The 20314-nt window shown below is 59.0% G+C and carries 18 protein-coding genes; 9 read left to right on the plus strand and 9 right to left on the minus strand.

Going from position 1 to position 20314, the window contains the following annotated elements; genetic code table 11:
* Nucleotides 1-9 precede the first annotated feature (9 nt).
* Nucleotides 10-1269, minus strand: coding sequence for a TolC family protein (locus tag AC07V0_RS20110; protein WP_086944991.1), 1260 nt, complete (start codon nucleotides 1267-1269; stop codon nucleotides 10-12).
* A 466-nt stretch (nucleotides 1270-1735) separates the two neighbouring features.
* On the opposite strand from AC07V0_RS20110, the gene AC07V0_RS20115 reads away from it, so the two are divergent.
* The 6 genes from AC07V0_RS20115 (at nucleotide 1736) to AC07V0_RS20140 (ending at nucleotide 7422) form a co-directional block, all read left to right on the plus strand.
* Nucleotides 1736-2410, plus strand: coding sequence for a heavy metal response regulator transcription factor (locus AC07V0_RS20115; protein ID WP_007940896.1), 675 nt, complete (start codon nucleotides 1736-1738; stop codon nucleotides 2408-2410).
* The gene (locus AC07V0_RS20120) at nucleotides 2407-3807 is read left to right on the plus strand and encodes a heavy metal sensor histidine kinase (RefSeq protein WP_086944992.1); all 1401 of its coding nucleotides are present in this window, start codon (nucleotides 2407-2409) and stop codon (nucleotides 3805-3807) included. Before AC07V0_RS20115 ends, AC07V0_RS20120 begins: the two co-directional genes overlap by 4 nt.
* A 376-nt stretch (nucleotides 3808-4183) precedes the next feature.
* Nucleotides 4184-4312, plus strand: a complete 129-nt coding sequence (locus AC07V0_RS20125; protein WP_256580748.1) for a hypothetical protein — start codon at nucleotides 4184-4186, stop codon at nucleotides 4310-4312.
* Between the two features lie 43 nt (nucleotides 4313-4355).
* Nucleotides 4356-5588, plus strand: coding sequence for a YcaO-like family protein (locus AC07V0_RS20130; RefSeq protein ID WP_086944993.1), 1233 nt, complete (start codon nucleotides 4356-4358; stop codon nucleotides 5586-5588).
* Entirely contained in the window at nucleotides 5585-6544 is a 960-nt protein-coding gene (locus AC07V0_RS20135) for a class I SAM-dependent methyltransferase (protein WP_086944994.1), read from the plus strand. Before AC07V0_RS20130 ends, AC07V0_RS20135 begins: the two co-directional genes overlap by 4 nt.
* Nucleotides 6544-7422, plus strand: a complete 879-nt coding sequence (locus AC07V0_RS20140) for an alpha/beta fold hydrolase (RefSeq protein WP_086944995.1) — start codon at nucleotides 6544-6546, stop codon at nucleotides 7420-7422. The genes AC07V0_RS20135 and AC07V0_RS20140 overlap by 1 nt, the downstream gene beginning before the upstream one ends.
* Before the next feature lie 43 nt (nucleotides 7423-7465).
* Here the strand turns inward: AC07V0_RS20140 and AC07V0_RS20145 are convergent, their stop codons facing one another.
* Genes AC07V0_RS20145 through AC07V0_RS20170 form a run of 6 tightly spaced genes read right to left on the minus strand, consistent with a single transcriptional unit; the run spans nucleotide 7466 to nucleotide 13402 of the window.
* Nucleotides 7466-9208 carry an ABC transporter substrate-binding protein gene (locus tag AC07V0_RS20145; protein ID WP_064618814.1) on the minus strand — a complete coding sequence of 581 codons (1743 nt, stop codon included), beginning with the start codon at nucleotides 9206-9208 and terminating at the stop codon, nucleotides 7466-7468.
* 47 nt (nucleotides 9209-9255) lie between these two features.
* Nucleotides 9256-9528 carry a DUF2160 domain-containing protein gene (locus tag AC07V0_RS20150; protein ID WP_026345728.1) on the minus strand — a complete coding sequence of 91 codons (273 nt, stop codon included), beginning with the start codon at nucleotides 9526-9528 and terminating at the stop codon, nucleotides 9256-9258.
* A gap of 10 nt (nucleotides 9529-9538) precedes the next feature.
* A complete protein-coding gene (locus tag AC07V0_RS20155; protein WP_018925489.1) occupies nucleotides 9539-10339 on the minus strand; it encodes a carbohydrate ABC transporter permease in 801 nt (266 codons plus the stop codon).
* Between the two features lie 8 nt (nucleotides 10340-10347).
* Nucleotides 10348-11214, minus strand: coding sequence for a carbohydrate ABC transporter permease (locus AC07V0_RS20160; RefSeq protein ID WP_064618816.1), 867 nt, complete (start codon nucleotides 11212-11214; stop codon nucleotides 10348-10350).
* Nucleotides 11211-12308, minus strand: coding sequence for an ABC transporter ATP-binding protein (locus AC07V0_RS20165; RefSeq protein WP_086944996.1), 1098 nt, complete (start codon nucleotides 12306-12308; stop codon nucleotides 11211-11213). Before AC07V0_RS20165 ends, AC07V0_RS20160 begins: the two co-directional genes overlap by 4 nt.
* Nucleotides 12308-13402 carry an ABC transporter ATP-binding protein gene (locus AC07V0_RS20170; RefSeq protein WP_018925486.1) on the minus strand — a complete coding sequence of 365 codons (1095 nt, stop codon included), beginning with the start codon at nucleotides 13400-13402 and terminating at the stop codon, nucleotides 12308-12310. Before AC07V0_RS20170 ends, AC07V0_RS20165 begins: the two co-directional genes overlap by 1 nt.
* Nucleotides 13403-13682: 280 nt before the next feature.
* On the opposite strand from AC07V0_RS20170, the gene AC07V0_RS20175 reads away from it, so the two are divergent.
* Complete coding sequence (locus AC07V0_RS20175; protein ID WP_086944997.1) at nucleotides 13683-15563, plus strand: sigma-54-dependent Fis family transcriptional regulator; 1881 nt, start codon at nucleotides 13683-13685, stop codon at nucleotides 15561-15563.
* Between the two features lie 78 nt (nucleotides 15564-15641).
* On the opposite strand, the gene cysS is transcribed toward AC07V0_RS20175, so the two are convergent.
* Complete coding sequence (gene cysS / locus AC07V0_RS20180; RefSeq protein WP_019580054.1) at nucleotides 15642-17024, minus strand: cysteine--tRNA ligase; 1383 nt, start codon at nucleotides 17022-17024, stop codon at nucleotides 15642-15644.
* 20 nt (nucleotides 17025-17044) lie between these two features.
* On the minus strand, nucleotides 17045-18745 hold the full coding sequence (locus AC07V0_RS20185) for a glutamine--tRNA ligase/YqeY domain fusion protein (protein WP_028941250.1): 1701 nt from the start codon (nucleotides 18743-18745) through the stop codon (nucleotides 17045-17047).
* A 262-nt stretch (nucleotides 18746-19007) separates the two neighbouring features.
* On the opposite strand from AC07V0_RS20185, the gene AC07V0_RS20190 reads away from it, so the two are divergent.
* Both AC07V0_RS20190 and lpxH read left to right on the plus strand, forming a co-directional pair.
* Nucleotides 19008-19511 carry a peptidylprolyl isomerase gene (locus AC07V0_RS20190; RefSeq protein WP_086944998.1) on the plus strand — a complete coding sequence of 168 codons (504 nt, stop codon included), beginning with the start codon at nucleotides 19008-19010 and terminating at the stop codon, nucleotides 19509-19511.
* A complete protein-coding gene (gene lpxH / locus AC07V0_RS20195) occupies nucleotides 19508-20245 on the plus strand; it encodes a UDP-2,3-diacylglucosamine diphosphatase (RefSeq protein ID WP_086944999.1) in 738 nt (245 codons plus the stop codon). The genes AC07V0_RS20190 and lpxH overlap by 4 nt, the downstream gene beginning before the upstream one ends.
* Nucleotides 20246-20314: the final 69 nt, after the last annotated feature.

The following is a 20314-nucleotide window of genomic DNA, read 5'->3' on the forward strand; positions in this document are numbered from 1 at the left end:
AGATGAAATTCAAGGGCTGACGGTGAGGTCGCCGAAGATGCGTTCGATGCGTACTCGCGCGTCCGTCGCCTCGCTGACGGCCTGGATGTATTGGCTGCGTGCGCTGATCAGGGTGCGCTGGGCGTCGAGCACATCGAGGAAGCCGAACTTGCCCATTTCGAAGCCGCGTGTGGCGCTGTCGACCGCACTTTGCGCGGCGGGCAGGATGGTCTGGTTGAACGCTTCGACTTCGCCGTTGGCGGTCTGCCATTGCTCAAGGGCGGTCTGGATTTCCGTGCGCAAACGCAGCTCGGTGGCGTTGCGCAGGTCCCGCGCCTGATCGCTGCGCCGGGCTGCCGCCAGCACGTTGCCCTGATTGCGGTTGAACAGCGGAATCGGCAGCGACAGCCCGACCACGTTGACCCGCTCGCGCTCGGTTTCGCTGTATTGACTGCCAATGCTCACGGTCAGGTCGGGAATGCGTTGCGACTTTTCCAGACCCAATGAGGCTTCGCGCTGATCGATCTGCAATTTGGCCAGACGCAGTTCGGCGGTCTCGTTCAGGCGCTCCAGCAATCGGCTCGCCGGTGGCACGGTGGGCACGCTTTGCGTGGCCGCTTGCACGGTGGTCGAGGCTGGCAACGGTGCGCCCATGACCTGCGCCAATTGCTGGTAGGCGTTGGCCCGATCGCGTTCGGCGCGGCTCAGTTCCAGGCGCACTTCGGAGAGTTGCACGTGCGCCCGGGTGCCTTCGACTGGCGAGGATTTGCCGGCCTCGATGCGTCCTTGGGCGACGCGCAAACCGTGTTCGGCCAGTTGCAGCGACTGGCGGGACAACTGCAAGCGTTGTTGCGCGGTCCGGGCGCTGTTGAACGCCTGAATCACATCGGCGCGCAAGGCATTGCGCTTGCGCTCCCACTCGATCCCGGCGGCGTCCTGCGCGCGGCTGGCGACGTCGATCCGTGCACCACGTTTGCCGCCCAGTTCGATCGGTTGGCTGAGCATCACCGTGGTGGTTCGCGAATCGCGCCGGGTGTCTTCGGCCTCCCACGACACTTCGGGGTTGGGGATCAGACCGGCCTGTTTGCGCTCACCCTCGGCGATGCCGATTTCCCACTGCGCAGCCGCCAGATCCGGGTTACCGGCAAATGCCGTTTGCAGGGCTTGATCGAGGGTCAGGGTCGATGCATGCACAAGCCCCGTGCCGGCCAGCCACACAACGCTGGCCGTCACTGTCCTCGCTGTTTTTTTCAGGCGTGCTCGCGCCGTCCGCTCTTTTAAACCGGGCAATGGAAGACTTCCTTTATTCAAGAATCTTTGATGCCGCCACGGTAGGGTTTTGAACTTATCGGCAAGGTGACTGGAACATTACAAATCCGTCATCCACGGCTTATGGAAGTTGTTTTGATCTAGGATGCGAAGTGCAAAAGGCAACATAGCAATACATGGAAACAAATACACGGTAGTTATCTGCCAAACAGCACTTGCCTGAATGTAGCGCATGGGCATTCGGGCTTGCCCGCTGCGACAGGCTGTCGCAGATGACCATACTCAGGGCTCAAGACTCAGCATTTCAGTTGACCCTGTAGCCACTACAGCCTTTACCTTGCACGCCATCACACAGGGAAACCGCCGTAGGAAACCAGCACTCACAACCTCTAGTCGTTATTCAAATCCGTCCGGAAGCCCCTACAAAAACAACAACTTTCCTGGCCACCTTAATTAAATATCCATTAAATAAAAGTGGTGATAAATCATGCGAATCCTTGTCGTCGAGGACGAGCTTAAAGCTGCCGAATACTTGCATCAGGGACTGACGGAAAGTGGTTATATCGTTGACCACGCGGCCACTGGCGCCGACGGACTGCATCTGGCGCAACAGCAGGCATACGACCTGGTGATCCTGGATGTGAACCTGCCGGAACTCGATGGCTGGGGCGTGCTGGAGCAATTGCGTCGCACCCATTCCACCCGGGTGATGATGCTCACCGCGCGCGGGCGTCTGGCCGACAAGATTCGTGGTCTGGATCTGGGTGCCGACGATTATCTGGTCAAGCCATTCGAGTTTCCGGAATTGCTGGCGCGGGTGCGCACGCTGATGCGCCGCAGCGAAAACATCCCGGTGCCGCAGGTGCTCAAAGTCGCCGATCTGGAACTTGATCCGGGCCGTCACCGCGCCTTTCGCGGCGAGCAGCGCATCGACCTGACCACCAAGGAGTTCGCCCTGCTGCATCTGCTGATGCGCCAGTCCGGGGAAGTACTGACCCGCACCCAGATCATTTCGCTGGTGTGGGACATGAATTTCGACTGCGACACCAACGTGGTCGAAGTGTCGATCCGGCGTTTGCGGGCGAAGATCGACGACCCGTTCGACAGCAAACTGATCCACACCCTGCGCGGTGTCGGCTATGTCCTGGAGGCGCGGGAATGAAGCCGGCCAGCCTGTCGATGCGCCTGGGCCTGACGGTGAGTATTCTCGGCGCACTACTGGTGGTGTTCCTGGCGATCCTTGCCTACTTTGCCCTGACCCATGAGTTGAACGCGTTATCCAGAAACAGCCTGGCCCAGAAGGTGGAACAGGTGGAACACAGCCTGTCGCTGTACGCCGATGCCGCAGAAATTCGTTCGGCGCCGCACATTCTGCTCGATCAGGTCATGGGCCATGACAACCTCACCCTGACGATTTATGACCGCAGTAACTTGCGCACGCCGCTGTTGAAATCCGGCTCCGGCATGGCCGACCCGCGCCTTGAACGCAAGGCAGTACTGGCTGCCGACGAACCACTGGCGTTCTCCGACGGCACCGACGATCAAGGCAAGCGCTACCTGACCGCTTCTCGGTTGGTCCGCATCAAGGACGGCACCCGCGTCCCGGTGCTGCTGTCGATGGACGATGCCCACAATCAGGCGTTGCTCAGCGCCTATCTGCGCTCGACGCTGATTGCTTTGCCATTGCTGCTGATCTTCATCGGCCTCAGTGCCTGGGCCGCCGTACAGCGGGGGCTGATGCCGTTGCGCGAGTTTCGCAAAGTGGCGGCGATGGTCTCGACGCAAGACCTCGGCCATCGGCTGTCGGTGCTCGACATGCCCCAGGAACTCAGTGAACTGGCCCAGGGGATCAACGTCATGCTGGATCGCCTCGACAATGGTGTGCAGCAGTTGTCGCAGTTCTCCGATGACCTGGCCCATGAACTGCGCACGCCGATCAACAATCTGATGGGCAAGGCACAGGTGACGCTGTCCCGGGAACGCACGGCCGAGGCGTACAAAAACGTCTTGGTGTCCTGCACCGAAGAGCTGGAGCGTGTTGCGCGGATTGTCTCGGACATGCTGTTTCTGGCGCAGGCCAGTAACCCCGCAGCGCTCACATCTTTCGAGTCGGTCGCCCTGGAAGAAGAAGTCGAAAAAGTGGCCGACCTGTTTTCCTTGTCGGCGCAAGACAAGCGCATCAGCCTGAGCGTGACCGGCAGCGCGCGCGTGCTGGGCGACCGGCTGATGATTCAACGGGCGATCTCGAACCTGCTGTCCAACGCCCTGCGCCACTGTCCGGCCGGGCAAACGGTTTCGCTGCACATTGAGCAAGAGGCGACACAGGTTGCACTGGAAGTCAGCAACCCCGGCGCGGGCATCGAAGCGCAGCATCTGCCGCACCTGTTCGACCGCTTTTACCGGGTCGACAGCAGCCGCTCCCGCTCACAAGGCAGCACCGGACTGGGCCTGGCCATCGTGCGCTCGATCATGAGCCTGCATCAGGGGGTGGCACAGGTTAAAAGCTCGCCTGGGACGTTGACGGTGTTTCGATTGGGATTTCCCACCCCCGATGAATAGATGCCCAGTCATTCAACCTGCATTTTTTCTGAAACGCCTTCATACGCGATAGGAAAAATCGTCGCGCGAAGAACCCTGAAGAGCCACAAAAGTCAGTCATCACGATTTCGCACCTCCATGCAGCTGAAATTTCCGACAAGTGCATGCGTCGAAATCGTTGGGGCGGGTATGTCCCGCAATACCGTCCCATTCAACACCCGCCGATGCGTCACGAAAAAAATCGTCAAGCCGACAATTGATGTGTACGTATTTCAACACCCCTTGAATATGGTTTTTGAAACTTCCTGTCATTTTTGACCGAGCCAATACCTGCCTTATACATTTGCTCCGTGCTCGATACAGCACATCCAATGTCTAACAAAAAGAGAGTTTAATCATGGGTTATATGGGTAACTGGAACGCCAACAAAGTGATCGACCTTGAACAACAGGAAGCGCCTACGCCAGAGCAGGTTGAAAAACTGCAACTGACTGAGGCTGAACAGTCCGAACTGGAAGCCGTATAAAAAACGGGGGGCCGGCGCCCCCCGTTTCTCGAGGGAGCGAACAATGGGTTTCACACTAGCCGAACGAGAACTCACCCTGGAGCAAGCTGAACAGCGGATTCACGCTGAACTTGATAGCTTGGGCCTGCGTGTCGACACCCGCACACTGGGCCAGCAGATTGTCGCGGTCCATGCCTCTGCCAGCTCCAGCGATCAGCACCACACCGCCAGGGGATCAGGTAAAGGCTACCCGCGCCACGCCCGTGTCGGTGCACTTTACGAAATGCTGGAACACTATTTAAGTGACCACTTGGATACATCCGACATTCACTATGTAGCCCCGCGCTATTTTTCCGACACGTCACTATTTACTGACGACACTGCCCTGGCACTTATCGCCGAACAACCCAATGCCATAACAGCCTGCCGACAGTATACGAATGTTCTAAAGCACACTTCATTTACATACCCGGTCGCTTTATGCACACCCGGTTATTCACGACGAACACCGATACAAGACACAACCAACTATGGCGCACTGCAACGTTATGCCAGTAATAGCGGAACCGCTATTGGCGCAACTTACAACGAGGCGGTTTTGCATGCTGCCAATGAATGTATTGAGCGCGATGCGGTTTCGTTGTTCTTGCTGGAGCATTTTTACTACGAAAACCACGCGCCCCTGCGCCGCGTCGCACGCATGTCCGATCACGACGAGCTGGGTCGGCTGTGGCTGGACGCCGAAGCGGAGATCGGTGCCGAGATCGTCCTTGTCGACATCAGCACCGAATTCCTGCCGCGAACCTTTCTGGCCTTTTCAGCCGCGCCATGCACTCACCCGCGAGTCTTCGGCACCGGTTGCTCGATCGATGCCAGGCATGGCGCATGGCGAGCACTTACCGAACTGGTTCAGTTACATCTTTGGTCCTCGGAGCCTGAACTGAGAGACTATCTGAGCAACGCTCAGCGGCATCTGACGGCCTTTCCTCGCCTGTTGCGCTGCCTGCGATTCGATCTGCATCCGCTGTTGAACCTGTGCGAGCAACAAACGGTAGTCTTGCCCGATGCTCGTGATGAACGACCATTGGCCGAGCAAATCAGCTTGCTGGCCGAAGACCTGCATCGGTATGGGCGCACGCTGGGCATTGCACCGCTTCACCAGACCGCCCTCGGCACCACGCTGGTCAATGTCGTCATTCCGGGGCTGGAGCGATTTTTCGTAGTCTCCAGCGGCAATGTGGTTATCCCGCAGGCGCGGGGACGGCGCTTGGAAAGGCGACATGGAGTGCCGGCATGAACGCTCGATCGGCAACGACTGCCCTCCATCGAGAACAGCGCTTGGCTCAATCCTTCGTCCGTCATGTGGCCTCCCCTGGCAAACTCGATCGTTACGTCGAGCCCTTGGGGCCGGGGCTCCATCAGCTCTTTGTTCTGCGCGTGAATGGCTGCGACTGGGTGGGCCGAAAAGTCCTGCAACACACTGACACTGACGGCTGGCATATCAACAGCCTGCTCAGGCCCTGGATGTTGCTCGGACCGCTCGCTGAGTGGCATTGGGGCAATGAAGGTGCAGAGATCTATTTTCGAGGAGTTACCCGACAAGAAAAGGAAACGGCTTTCCACGTTGCGCAGACTAAACCGGACAGCGAGGTGTGTTTCCCGCTTCCTGTCACTGATGACACGGGCCTGGAGTTTGTTTGCCCGCCCGAATACTGGCAGTGCAATGAATCGCTCGCCAAGCAACTGGATGCCGACGAAAGCCACTTTCGCCAGCATTGCGCAACGTTACTCAAGACGATATCGAGTCCCGGCGCGGTGATCCATGATCCGGCGTGCTCGACTGGGGAATTCATTGCGCACCTGGCCCGCGAACTCCCCGACCGACATTGCCTGGGCTCCGATCGTTCGGCGTCGATGATCGAACATGCAAAAAATCGTCATGGCACCTCATCTGCCGAATTTTATCTGGCCGATGCCCGAAACATTGCCTCTGCCGGCATCAAATGTGATGTGCTGATACTGCGTTTCCTCAATGCCGAAGTCATGACTCGCGCCGATGCGCAGCAGACATTGCACGATATGGCACCGTGCGTGAATCCGGGAGGCACGATTATCGTTTTCGGCCATACGCCGGTACTGATTTCCGTTCCCTACATGGCCCAGATCCTGAAACTGCAGGTGATTTCCAGTGTAGCGGCCCGCCCCCGGCACACGGAGCTGTTCCAGTTCTACAGGCTGAAGGTTCCCATCTGATGGTGGTCTCCCCGATCAATGGCTACTACCCGACTCGTGACGGCCACCATCTCTATTGGGAGCGGCACGGCACCCCCGGCAGCGAACCGATATTTTTCCTGCATGGCGGGCCGGGTGGTCGTAGCGCCCTCCATCATCTTGAGTTCTTCGATCTGCGATGTTTCGATATCATTTTGTTCGACCAGCGTGGCTGCGGGCGCTCCCTTCCCCTCGGCGAGCTCCAGCACAACAACACTGGGCTGTCCGTTGAAGACATCGATGCCCTGCGGCGGCATTTTGGTTTCGAAAAAATCAGTTTGCTGGGCATTTCATGGGGAAGCTGGTTGGCCATCCAATACCAGCAGCGCTATCCCGACGCCATTCTGAAAACCACGTTGGTCTCAGTGTTCATACCGTTTGTTGCGAACGTAAGCGCCTACGATAAAACCTTGAGCGAGGGTTTATCTCAATTAACCCCTGGCTCCCACGACGCCAGTGCGCGGGGTATCTACCAGCTACTGAGCAATGGTTGCGAGGTGCAACAGCGTCAGGCTGCCATCCACTGGCTGCAGGCTATTTTGCAATTGAACGGGCAATCGATGTGCCCGCACGCACTCGAAGACTTCGTTGATGAAGAAGCGGTGCGCGCCATCTGCCTGGAGTTGCATTACCACGTTAATCACTATTTCTTCACACGGGCGGACGAGCGTCTCCGGGTCGATGCCGATACCCTGGTGATACAAGGCATCAAAGACACCTTCGGCATGTCCAGCGTACGTTGGCTTCGCCAGCGCCAGAACATCCGTTGTCGTCTGCTCCACGCCGGGCACAACGCCTTCGACCTCGCGGTAATGAGAACCGTACGCCAGTCGCTGAAACGAGAAAGTGGGCATAAATAGAAACGGCACCCGAAGGTGCCGTTCGACGTCGCAGGCCGATCTGTTACTTACGCGCCACCTCCCACGATTTCAGCAGTTCGGCATAGCTCACGGTTTCACCCTTGGGCTTCTCGTTAGCCAGTTTCGGCTTCGGTGCGCCCGGTTGGTCGAACCAGTATTGCGCGTCGCGTTCCGGGTTCATTTTCGGCGCGCAAGTGGCCTGGGCCTTGGAGCGTTCCAGACGGGTCATGATCGCGTCCTGATCCTTGGCCAGACCATCGAGCGCCTGTTGCGGGGTTTTCTCGCCGCTGGCGGCTTCGGCGATGTGGCTCCACCACAACTGTGCCAGACGCGGATAGTCCGGCACGTTGGTGCCGGTCGGGGTCCATTGCACCCGCGCCGGGCTGCGATAGAACTCGACCAGGCCACCGAGCTTCGGCGCCAGGTCGGTCATGGCTTGAGAGTTGATGTCCGACTCGCGGATCGGTGTCAGGCCGACGATGGTTTTCTTCAGCGACACGGTTTTCGAGGTCACGAACTGCGCGTACAGCCAGGCCGCGAGTTTCTGTTTCTCAGGCGTGGACTTCATGAATGTCCAGGAACCCACGTCCTGATACCCAAGCTTCATGCCCTCTTCCCAGTACGGCCCTCTCGGCGACGGCGCCATGCGCCACTTCGGCGTACCGTCGGCGTTCACCACCGGCAGGCCCGGTTTGGTCATGTCGGCGGTAAAGGCGGAGTACCAGAAGATCTGTTGGGCAATGTTGCCCTGAGACGGTACCGGGCCAGACTCGGAAAAGGTCATGCCCGCTGCTTCCGGCGGCGCATAGGCCTTCATCCAGTCGACATATTTCTGCGTCGCGAACACCGCCGCCGGGCCGTTGGTATCGCCGCCACGGGTCACGCTGGAACCGACCGGATGGCAGTCCTCGACACGGATGCCCCACTCGTCCACCGGCAAGCCGTTGGGCAGCCCCTTGTCGCCGCCGCCGGCCATGGAGAACCAGGCATCGGTGAAGCGCCAGCCCAGGGATGGATCCTTCTTGCCGTAGTCCATGTGCCCGTAGATGCGTTTGCCGTCGATTTCCTTGACGTCTTCGCTGAAGAATTTGGCGATGTCTTCATAGGCCGACCAGTTCACCGGCACGCCCAATTCGTAGCCGTACTTTTCCTTGAATTTTGCTTTCAGGTCCGCCCGATCGAACCAGTCGGCGCGGAACCAATACAGGTTGGCGAACTGCTGGTCGGGCAGCTGATAGATCTTGCCGTCCGGCGCGGTGGTGAAGGAAATGCCGATGAAGTCCTTGATGTCGAGGGTCGGCGAGGTGAAGTTCTTGCCTTCGTTGGCCATCAGGTCGGTGATCGACTCGGTCTTGCCATAGCGAAAGTGCGTACCGATCAGGTCGGAGTCGTTGACCCAGCCGTCATAGATGCTCTTGTCCGACTGCATCACGGTCTGCAGCTTTTCCACCACATCGCCTTCTTGCAGCAAGTCGTGGGTGACTTTGATCCCGGTGATCTCGGTGAAGGCCTTGGCCAGCACCTTGGACTCGTATTCATGGGTGGTCAGGGTTTCCGAGACAACCTTGATGTCCATCCCGCGAAACGGCTCGGCCGCCTTGATGAACCACTTCAATTCCGCGAGTTGCTGATCGGCCGTCAAGGTGGACGGTTTGAATTCGCCGCCGATCCACTTCTTCGCAGCGTCTTCGTAGGCATCAGCCCAGGCCGATGCGCTCAATCCGCTGAGTGCCAGCATGGCTGCCAGTGAAATGCTATGTCGCAGCTTATTGTTTTTGTCGAACATAGAGACCTCCTTTATGGGTTTCGGAGCAACATTGCCGAGCGATTCGACTAGCCCCAACGCATCACAGCCAACAGCCACACCAGGGACAACGCGAACGCTATCCAGATGCTCCAGTCGGTGACGCCGATTACCAGCAAATGCAGGTAGGCGCTGCCGAGAAGACCGATAAACAGCCGATCGCCACGGGTGGTGGTAATCGGCAGAAAACCTTTTCGAAGAATGCTTGGCGAACGCAACTCCCAAGTCGTCATGCCCACCAGGATCAAGGCTATGACGCCGAAGAACGCCGCCGTCGGGCTGGTCCAACTCATCCATTCCATCATCAGTTCCTCATACCCGGCCCAGGGCAAAGCCCTTGGCCACGTGGTTGCGAACAAACCAGATCACCAGCATGCCCGGCAGGATGGTCAACACCCCCGCCGCTGCCAGCACGCCCCAGTCGATGCCGGACGCCGAGACCGTGCGGGTCATCACCGCGGCGATGGGTTTGGCGTTCACCGACGTCAGGGTTCGCGCCAGCAACAATTCGACCCAGGAAAACATGAAGCAGAAAAACGCCGTGACACCGATCCCGGAGCCGATCAGCGGAACGAAAATCTTCACGAAGAACTTGGGAAAGCTGTAGCCATCGATGTAGGCGGTTTCGTCGATTTCCTTGGGAACGCCAGACATGAAGCCCTCAAGAATCCACACCGCCAGCGGCACGTTAAACAGACAGTGAGCCAACGCCACCGCGATGTGCGTGTCGAACAAGCCGATCGAGGAATACAGCTGGAAGAACGGCAACAGGAACACCGCCGGCGGTGCCATGCGGTTGGTCAGCAGCCAGAAGAACAGGTGCTTGTCACCGAGGAAGCGATAGCGCGAAAACGCATAGGCCGCCGGCAACGCCACGGTCAGGGAAATGATTGTGTTCATGCTGACGTAGTACGCCGAGTTGAGGTAGCCGGTGTACCAGCTCGGGTCGGTGAAGATCACCTTGTAGTTGGCGAAAGTGAAATCCTGGGGAAACAGCGTCAGGCCGCCGAGGATTTCGGTGTTGCTCTTGAAGGACATGTTCAGCAGCCAGTAGATCGGCACCAGCAGGAACAGGATGTAGACCAGCAGCGGAATCAGCTTTCTCTTGCTCATGGCAGGCCTCACCGATTGGCGTCAGAGTGAGTCATGGCGGTGTAGAACAGCCACGACACCAACAGGATGATCAGGAAGTACACCAGCGAGAAAGCCGCCGCCGGGCCGAGGTCGAATTGCCCTACGGCCATCTGGGTCAAGGTCTGACTCAGGAAGGTCGTGGCATTGCCCGGACCACCACCGGTCAGCACGAACGGTTCGGTGTAGATCATGAAACTGTCCATGAACCGCAGCATCACCGCGATCAGCAGCACGCTCTTGAGCTTGGGCAACTGGATGTGCCGGAACACCGCCCAGGCCGACGCCCGATCGATCCGCGCCGCCTGGTAATACACATCCGGAATCGCCCGCAGACCGGAGAAACACAACAACGCCACCAGCGACGTCCAGTGCCACACGTCCATCACCAACACCGTGACCCAGGCGTCCATGGTGTTGGCCGCATAGTTGTAGCTGATGCCCATGCCGTTGAGGCTGGACCCAAGCAAGCCGATGTCGGCCCGACCGAAAATCTGCCAGATGGTGCCGACCACGTTCCACGGGATCAGCAGCGGAATCGCCAGGATAATCAGCACCAGCGACGACCAGCGGCCCTTGATCGGCATGGTCAGGGCGATGGCGATGCCCAACGGAATTTCGATCAACAACACGCAGGCGGAATAGATGAACTGGCGCAGCAGCGAGTCATGCAGCCTTGGGTCGAGCAACACCTGCTTGTACCAATCGGCGCCGACGAAATAGCGGCTGGACTGGTCGAAGATGTCCTGCACCGAATAGTTGACCACGGTCATCATCGGGATCACCGCACTGAACGCCACCAGCAGGAACACCGGCAGCACCAGCCACCAGGCCTTGTTGTTCTGCACCTTGTTCATGGCAGCACCTCCAGCAAGTAATCATCGGCGTAGACCATCAGCCATTGCCCCGGGAAACTGATGTACGCCGTGCCCTCGGGCACCGGTTTGTCTTCGGCCAGGCGTACTTTCAGCAGCACGCCGTCGAGGTTCAGGGTCATGATTTTGTAGGTGCCCAGGTCCTCGACGTGTACGACCTTAGCCCGCAACGCGTCATCAAAGGCTTCCTCCCACACATGAACGAACTCCGGACGGATGCCGACCTTCAGGGTTTTCCATTCGCTGTCGGCGATCCGTTGCTGCATCGCGTGGGACAACGGCAAGTGAGTCCCGGCAAAACCGACACCGCCGGCCTGCGGCTGGACGTCGATCAGGTTCATCCCCGGGCTGCCGATGAAATAGCCGACAAAGGTGTGGCTCGGCCGTTCGAACAATTCCCGTGGCGTACCGAACTGCACGATCTGCCCGCCGTACATCACCGCGATCTTGTCGGCGAAGGTCGAGGCTTCGAGCTGATCGTGGGTGACGTAGACCATGGTGATGTTGAACTGCTCGTGGATCTGCTTGAGCTTGCGCCGCAGCTTCCACTTCAGGTGCGGGTCGATCACCGTCAATGGTTCATCGAAGAGGATCGCCGACACGTCATCGCGCACCAGCCCACGGCCCATGGAGACTTTCTGCTTTTCATCGGCGGTGAGGTTACGCGCCTTCTTGTGCAGCAATGCCTGAAGGTCGAGGACTTCGGCGATTTCATGCACCTTGCTGAAAATCTTCGCTTCGACCATGCCCTGATTGCGCAGCGGGAAAGCCAGGTTGTCGAACACCGTCATGGTGTCGTAGACCACCGGAAACTGGAAAACCTGGGCGATGTTGCGCTTTTCCGGGGTCAGTTCGTTGACCACTTTGCCGTCGAACATCACCTGGCCCTGGGACGGGCTGAGCAACCCGGAAATGATGTTGAGCAAGGTCGACTTGCCGCACCCCGATGGCCCGAGCAGCGCATAAGCGCCGCCCTGCTCCCAGACGTGGTCCATCTCGCGGATCGCGTAATCCTCAGGGCCGGCTGGCGTGCGGGTGTAGCTGTGGGCAAGGCTCTGCAAACGGATTTCGGCCATCAGGCAACCCTCGCAATGCGGCGACCGGGCGCCTGGACCAGCCGCCCCTGCATATCGAACACAAACAGTTTATGAGTCGGGATATAGATGCGAATCGGCGCATCGACGTCGTATTCGTGCACCCCCGGCAAGTGCAGCACCAGCAGGAAATACTCGTTGCGCACGTGCAGGAAGGTTTCCGAACCGCTGATCTCGGCCACCTCGACGGTCACCGCCAGTTCCAGATCGTCGTCGTTGCTCGGCACCAGCGAGATATGGCTGGGACGCACGCCGAAACGGAATTCGCCCTCGCCCACCGGACGCAGATCGACGTTCAACGGGAAGTGCACGAAATTGGCGAAACTGACTTCGTTGCCGGCAATGCGCCCCGGCATCAGGTTGATCGGTGGCTCGGAGAACAACTCCGCCGCCAGCACGGTTTGCGGCTGGTGATACACCTCGGAGGACTTGCCGCTCTGAATCACCCGGCCTTCGTGAAGAATCGTCGTGGTGCCGCCCAGCGCCAGGGCTTCGTTGGGTTCGGTGGTGGCGTAAATCGCGATGGTATTGCGCGCCTTGAACAGCTCGCGCATTTCCTGGCGCAGCTCTTCGCGCAGCTTGTAGTCGAGGTTGACCAGCGGCTCGTCGAACAGAATCAGCTCGGCGTCCTTGACCAGCGCCCGGGCCATGGCCGTGCGCTGTTGCTGGCCGCCGGAGAGCTCCAGTGGATGGCGCTGGAGAAACTTCTCGATGCGCAGCATCTTCGCGGTTTCCAGCACCTTGCTCTGGATCAACTCATTGGCAACGCCACCCTGACGCAGCGGCGAGGCGATGTTCTCGAACACCGTCATGGTCGGGTAATTGATGAACTGCTGATAGACCATCGACACATTGCGCAAACGCACCGGGCGCTGGGTGACGTCGACGCCGTTCATCAGGATGCGGCCGCTGTCGGGTTTGTCCAGACCGGCCATCAGGCGCATGAGGCTGGTTTTGCCGGACAGCGTGCGACCGAGCAAAACGTTGAACGATCCGGGTTCGAAATTAAGGCACGCATCGTCGATCCAGGTCTGGCCTTCGATGGTGCGGCTGACATGTTCCAGGATTAGTGACATGGCTCGGCCTTTTTTTATTTTTTGAGTCAAGCGACCGGAGCTACATAGCGACATCCGTGCCAAAAATCTCAAGCGTTTGATTTGGCTGGAAATCCCATCAAACAAGATAAAAATCGGATTCGTTGATGAACAGAAATGAACAACCACGAATGAACAACTGAACAATTCAACGATTGACAATGAACAAATGTGAACAACACTCTACGGATGTTTTTTGCGTGGCCCTCACGTGATGCAAAACCCATAAAAACAATAAAAGCTTGCCCAGAGATCGACCGCCATGGCCGTACCTGTCTCAAAGCGCTCCCACGACGCCATCATCCAGGACTCCTGGTCCCGCTGCCGCGCGTTCGGGCTCGATCATCAGAGCGCGCCAGCGTTCGATCAGCTGCCGGCAGACGGCATCGCCCACTTGCTGGAAAGTCAGCATTCCCTGGTGCAAACCACCCATCAGGAAGTCCTGCCGTATTACGAAAACATCCTCAGCAACTCCAATTGCCTGATCATGCTCGCCGACAATCACGGCCAGGTGCTGACGTCGTGGGGTACCCAGCGTTTCATCGAGCCGAGCCTGACCCGCGGTTTCAGCGTCGGCGCCAGCTGGATGGAGCATTGCAGCGGGACCAATGCGATCGGCACCGCGCTGGCCTGCGAGCAGGCCGTGCACATCGAGCACGATGAACATTTCCTCAAGGCCAACCGCTTCATGACCGGTTCCGCCGCGCCGATTTTCGATGCCGAGCGCAAGGTGATCGCGGTGCTGGATGTGTCCAGCGACAGCTACCTGCCGCCCTCCCACACCCTGGGCATGGTCAAGATGATGAGCCAGACCGTGGAGAACCGGCTGATCCTCAACCTGTTCCACGGCCAGCATTTCCAACTGACCTTCAACACCGGGTTGAACAACCTCGACAGCCAATGGGCCGGGATGCTGATCTTCGATGAAACCGGTCAGGTACTGTCGGCCAACCGCCGGGCCGACAATCTGCTGGGCATCAGCCTGTCGCGGGTCAGCGTCGAAAGCCTGTTCAAAGTCTCGTTGATGGAACTGCTGAATCAGCCGGACGGCCTGCCGTTTTCCCTGCAAGCCTCAGGAAACAACCGTTTCCAGTGCGTGCTGAAACGACCGAAACAGGCGTCGATTCAGGCGCGGCTGTTTGCAGAAAAAAAGAGCACTGAAACGAAAAGCCCTGAAATAAAGTGCACTGAGCCCACCCTGGCAGCGCCCGCCGCGATCAGCCTCAACACCCTGCACTTTGGCGACAGCCGCGTGGAAAAAGCCGTGCGCCAGGCCGAACGTTTGCTGGAGAAGGACATTCCATTGTTGATCCACGGGGAAACCGGGGTCGGCAAGGAAGTCTTCGTCAAAGCCCTGCACCACGCCAGCTCACGCAGCAAACAACCGTTCATTGCCGTCAACTGTGCAGCGATCCCCGCCGAACTGGTGGAGTCCGAGCTGTTTGGCTACGAGAAAGGCGCGTTCACCGGCGCCAACCAGAAAGGCAGCATCGGGCTGATCCGCAAGGCCGACAAAGGCACCCTGTTCCTCGATGAAATCGGCGACATGCCGCTACCGACCCAGGCCCGGCTGCTGCGGGTATTGCAGGAACGTTGCGTACAACCGGTGGGCAGCAGCGAGTTGTTCCCGGTGGACATCCGGATCATCTCGGCGACCAACCGCTTGTTGCGCGAGCAGGTGCAGTTGGGGCGGTTTCGTGAGGATTTGTATTACCGCATCGGCGGTTTGACCCTGGAACTGCCACCGATCAGGGAGCGCAGCGACAAGCAGGCGTTGTTCAAGCGCTTGTGGGAGCAACACCGTGAACCGTCGCAGTGGGCCGGGTTGAGCCCCGAGGTGCTGGAACTGTTCAGCCGCCATCCGTGGCCGGGGAATTTGCGTCAGGTCAGCAGCGTGATGCAGGTGGCGTTGGCCATGGCCGAAGAGCAACCCGTACGGCCGGAACATTTGCCGGATGATTTTTTTGTCGATCTGGAGATGGAGCCGGTGGATACGCCGGAGCCGATAGCCGTTGATTTGAATGATGCCGAGGCATTGAATCGGCAATTGCAGGCGGCTGGGGGAAATATTTCGCACTTGGCGCGGCGGTTAGGGGTTAGTCGCAATACCCTTTACAAGCGGTTGCGCCAATTGGGGGATTGAAGGCTGCGATCTTTTGATCTTCAACCAAACAAACAAAAACCCGCACAAGGCGGGTTTTGTTTGTAGCAAACGCAGCGATCAGTCAGCCAGACGCCAGGTCGTGCCGCCCTTGCCGTCTTCCAGCACCACGCCCATGGCGGTGAGCTGGTCGCGGATGCGGTCGGATTCGGCCCAGTCTTTGTTGGCACGGGCAGTCAGGCGCGCCTGGATCAGTGCATCGACTTCAGCCGCGTCGACCCGCCCTTCGGCACCGGCCTGCAGGAAGTCATCGGCTTCAAGCTGCAATACACCCAGCACGCTGGCCAGTTCCTTCAAGCGTGCCGCCAGACCGGCCGCCGCATCCAGATCGCTCTCGCGCAGACGGTTGATCTCGCGGACCATCTCGAACAGCACCGCACAGGCTTCCGGCGTGCCGAAGTCGTCGTTCATCACCTGGGTGAAACGCTCGACGAAGGCTTCGCCGCCAGCAGGTGCCACTTTCGGCAGGCCTTTCAACGCATGGTAGAAACGCTCGAGGGCGCCCTTGGCGTCCTTGAGGTTGTCTTCCGAATAGTTGATCGCGCTGCGGTAGTGGCTCGACACCAGCAGGTAACGCACGACTTCCGGGTGGTACTTGTCGAGCACGTCGCGAATGGTGAAGAAGTTGTTCAAGGACTTGGACATCTTCTCGCCATTGATGCGAATCATGCCGCAATGCATCCACGCGTTGGCGTAGGTCTTGCCGGTGGCCGCTTCGCTCTGGGCGATTTCGTTTTCGTGGTGCGGGAACTCGAGGTCGCTGCCGCCGCCATGAATATCGAAGGTCTCGCCCAGGCAGCAGGTGGACATCACCGAGCACTCGATGTGCCAGCCCGGACGACCGTCGCCCCACGGCGATGGCCAGCTCGGCTCGCCTGGCTTGGCGCCTTTCCACAGCACGAAGTCCAGCGGGTCCTGTTTCGACTCGTCGACTTCGATTCGTGCGCCGATGCGCAGGTCTTCGATCTTCTTGCGCGACAGCTTGCCGTAGCCCATGAACTTGGCGACGCGGTAGTACACATCGCCATTGCCCGGTGCGTAGGCGTAACCCTTGTCGATCAGGGTCTGGATCATCGCGTGCATGCCCGGGATGTGATCCGTGGCACGCGGCTCCATGTCCGGTTTTTTGATGTTCAGGCGCGCTTCATCTTCGTGCATCGCCGCGATCATGCGCTCGGTCAAGGCCTCGAACGACTCGCCGTTCTCGTTGGCCCGATTGATGATCTTGTCGTCGATATCGGTGATGTTGCGCACGTAGGTCAGGTCGTAACCGCTGAACCGCAACCAGCGGGTCACCAGGTCGAACGCGACCATGCTGCGGCCATGGCCCAGATGGCAGTAGTCGTACACGGTCATCCCGCAGACGTACATGCGCACCTTGTTGCCATCCAGCGGCTTGAAGACTTCTTTGCTCTTGGTGAGCGTGTTGTAGATCGTAAGCACGACGGTTCCTTAAGACTTGATCACTGGCCCCACGAATCACGCAGGGTCACGGTACGGTTGAATACCGGAGCGCCCGGTTTCGAGTCCTTGATATCCGCGACGAAGTAACCTTCGCGCTCGAACTGGAAACGGTCTTCCGGCTGTGCGTTGCCCAACGAGGGTTCAGCACGACAACCGGTGAGGACTTGCAGTGAGTCAGGGTTGATGTTGTCCAGGAAACTGGCGCTGTCTTCGGCCTTCTCCGGGTTCGGAGAACGGAACAGACGATCGTACAGACGCACTTCGCACTCGACGCTGGCCGCAGCCGGCACCCAGTGCACCACGCCTTTGACCTTGCGGCCTTCAGGGTTCTTGCCCAGGGTGTCCGGATCGTACGAGCAACGCAGTTCGACGATGTTGCCGTCGGCATCCTTGATTGCTTCGTCGGCACGGATCACGTAGCTGCCGCGCAGACGCACTTCACCGTTCGGCTCCAGGCGCTTGTAGCCTTTTGGCGGCTCTTCCATGAAGTCATCGCGGTCGATGTAGATTTCACGGGCGAACGGCAGCTTGCGCACGCCGAGTTCTTCTTTCTGCGGATGACGTGGCAGTTCGAGATTCTCGACTTGGTCTTCCGGGTAGTTGGTGATCACGACTTTCAACGGACGCAGCACGCACATGGCGCGCGGGGCATTCGCGTCCAGGTCCTGACGGATGCTGAACTCGAGCATGCCGAAGTCGACCACGCCATCGGAACGGTTGGTGCCGATCATGTCGCAGAAGTTGCGGATCGACGCCGGGGTGTAGCCGCGGCGGCGGAAGCCCGACAGCGTGGACATGCGCGGATCGTCCCAGCCGTTGACGTGTTTCTCGTCCACAAGCTGCTTGAGCTTGCGCTTGCTGGTGATGGTGTAGTTGAGGTTCAGACGGCTGAATTCGTACTGACGCGGGTGCGCCGGCACCGGCAGGTTGTCGAGAAACCAGTCGTACAACGGACGATGGCTTTCAAACTCCAGGGTGCAGATCGAGTGGGTGATGCCTTCGATGGCGTCCGACTGACCGTGGGTGAAGTCGTAGTTCGGGTAGATGCACCACTTGTCGCCGGTCTGGTGGTGATGGGCATGACGGATGCGATACATGATCGGGTCGCGCAGGTTCATGTTCGGCGAGGCCATGTCGATCTTGGCCCGCAGCACACGTGCGCCGTCCTTGAATTCGCCGGCCTTCATGCGAGCGAACAGGTCGAGGTTTTCCTCAACCGAGCGGTCGCGGAACGGGCTGTTCTTGCCCGGCTCGGTCAGGCTGCCACGGTATTCCTTGGCCTGTTCGGGGGTCAGGTCGTCGACATAGGCCTTGCCGGCCTTGATCAGCTCTACCGCCCAGTCGTGCAACTGGTCGAAATACTGCGAGGCATAGCGCACTTCACCGGACCATTCGAAGCCCAGCCATTTGACGTCGCTTTCGATCGCGTCGATGTATTCCTGGTCTTCCTTGGCCGGGTTGGTGTCGTCGAAACGCAGGTGCGTGACGCCGCCGAATTCCTGGGCCAGGCCGAAGTTCACACAGATCGACTTGGCGTGACCGATGTGCAGGTAACCGTTGGGCTCAGGCGGAAAACGGGTAACGATCTGCGTGTGCTTACCCGAGTCCAGGTCCGCCTGGATGATCGGGCGCAGGAAATTGACCGGCACGGCAGGGCCGGTCTTGGAATTCGAGGTAGGGTCGACAGTGGGCTTGCTCATAGGATCCTTGAACGTACAAGTGCGCGGCCAGTTGGCCAAATCAAAGCGGCTGTTATAAATCAAAGGGGCTTATCATAGCCGATGCTGTCAAGTGGCTGACAGAGCAGGCCGGCAATCGGTTGCATTTAATCGGCCGGCGATGAAAAACAGCCTCGAAATTCGCGTCCGGCACGCTAAACTGCGCACCTTGGCCGACACTGGCCGGACCGGTTGAGGGCTGTAGAGCCCCGAAACCCACGAATTCTTAGAATGAGTACCCATCATGACCAAAGTCAAACTGTCTACCAACTTCGGCGACATCGTCCTGCAACTGAACGCTGAAAAGGCACCGCTGACCGTTGCCAACTTCATCGAATACGTCAAGGCCGGTCACTACGAAAACACTGTTTTCCACCGCGTCATCGGTAACTTCATGATCCAGGGCGGCGGTTTCGAGCCAGGCATGAAAGAAAAGAAAGACAAGCGCCCAAGCATCCAGAACGAAGCCGACAACGGCCTGCCGAACAAGAAGTACAGCGTTGCCATGGCCCGCACCATGGAGCCGCATTCGGCTTCCGCGCAATTCTTCATCAACGTGGCTGACAACAGCTTCCTGAACCACAGCGCCAAGACCGTTCAGGGCTGGGGCTACGCGGTATTCGGCGAAGTGGTTGAAGGCACCGACGTCGTCGACAAGATCAAAGGCGTGGCCACCACCTCCAAGGCCGGTCACCAGGACGTACCTGCAGACGACGTGATCATCGAGAAAGCCGAGATCATTGAGTGATACTGCTGATTTCAGACTTGCATCTGGAAGAGGAGCGCCCGGACATTACCCGGGCGTTTCTGGATTTGCTCGCTGGACGCGCCCGCTCGGCGAGTGCGTTGTACATTCTGGGCGACTTTTTCGAGGCGTGGATTGGCGACGATGCCATGACAGCCTTCCAGCGTTCCATCTGCCAGGCCCTGCGTAATTTGAGCGACAGCGGCACGGCCATTTTCCTGATGCACGGCAATCGCGACTTCATGCTCGGCAAGGCCTTCTGCAAAGCGGCCGGCTGTACCTTGCTCAAAGATCCGAGTGTCGTGCAGTTTTACGGCGAGCCGGTGCTGTTGATGCACGGCGACAGCCTCTGCACCCGCGACGTAGGTTATATGAAGCTGCGGCGCTACCTGCGTAACCCGATCACCCTGTTCATCCTGCGCCATCTGCCTTTGGGCACACGGCATAAACTGGCGCGCAAGCTGCGCAGTGAAAGCCGTGCGCAAACGCGGATGAAGGCCAATGACATTGTCGATGTCACGCCGGAAGAAGTGCCGCGGGTCATGCAGGCCTATGGTGTGAAAACCTTGATCCACGGCCACACCCATCGCCCCGCCATCCACAAGTTGCAGATTGGCGAGCAGGCGGCCAAGCGCATTGTGCTGGGGGATTGGGACCGTCAAGGCTGGGTGTTGCAGGTGGATGAGCAAGGGTTTGCGTTGGCGCCGTTTGATTTTGGTAACCCAATCCTCCTGTAGGAGCGGGGGGGGGGGGGGGGGGGGGGGGGGGGGGGGGGGGGGGGGGGGGGGGGGGGGGGGGGGGGGGGG

Source organism: Pseudomonas sp. GW821-FHT01E10 (assembly GCF_059422365.1).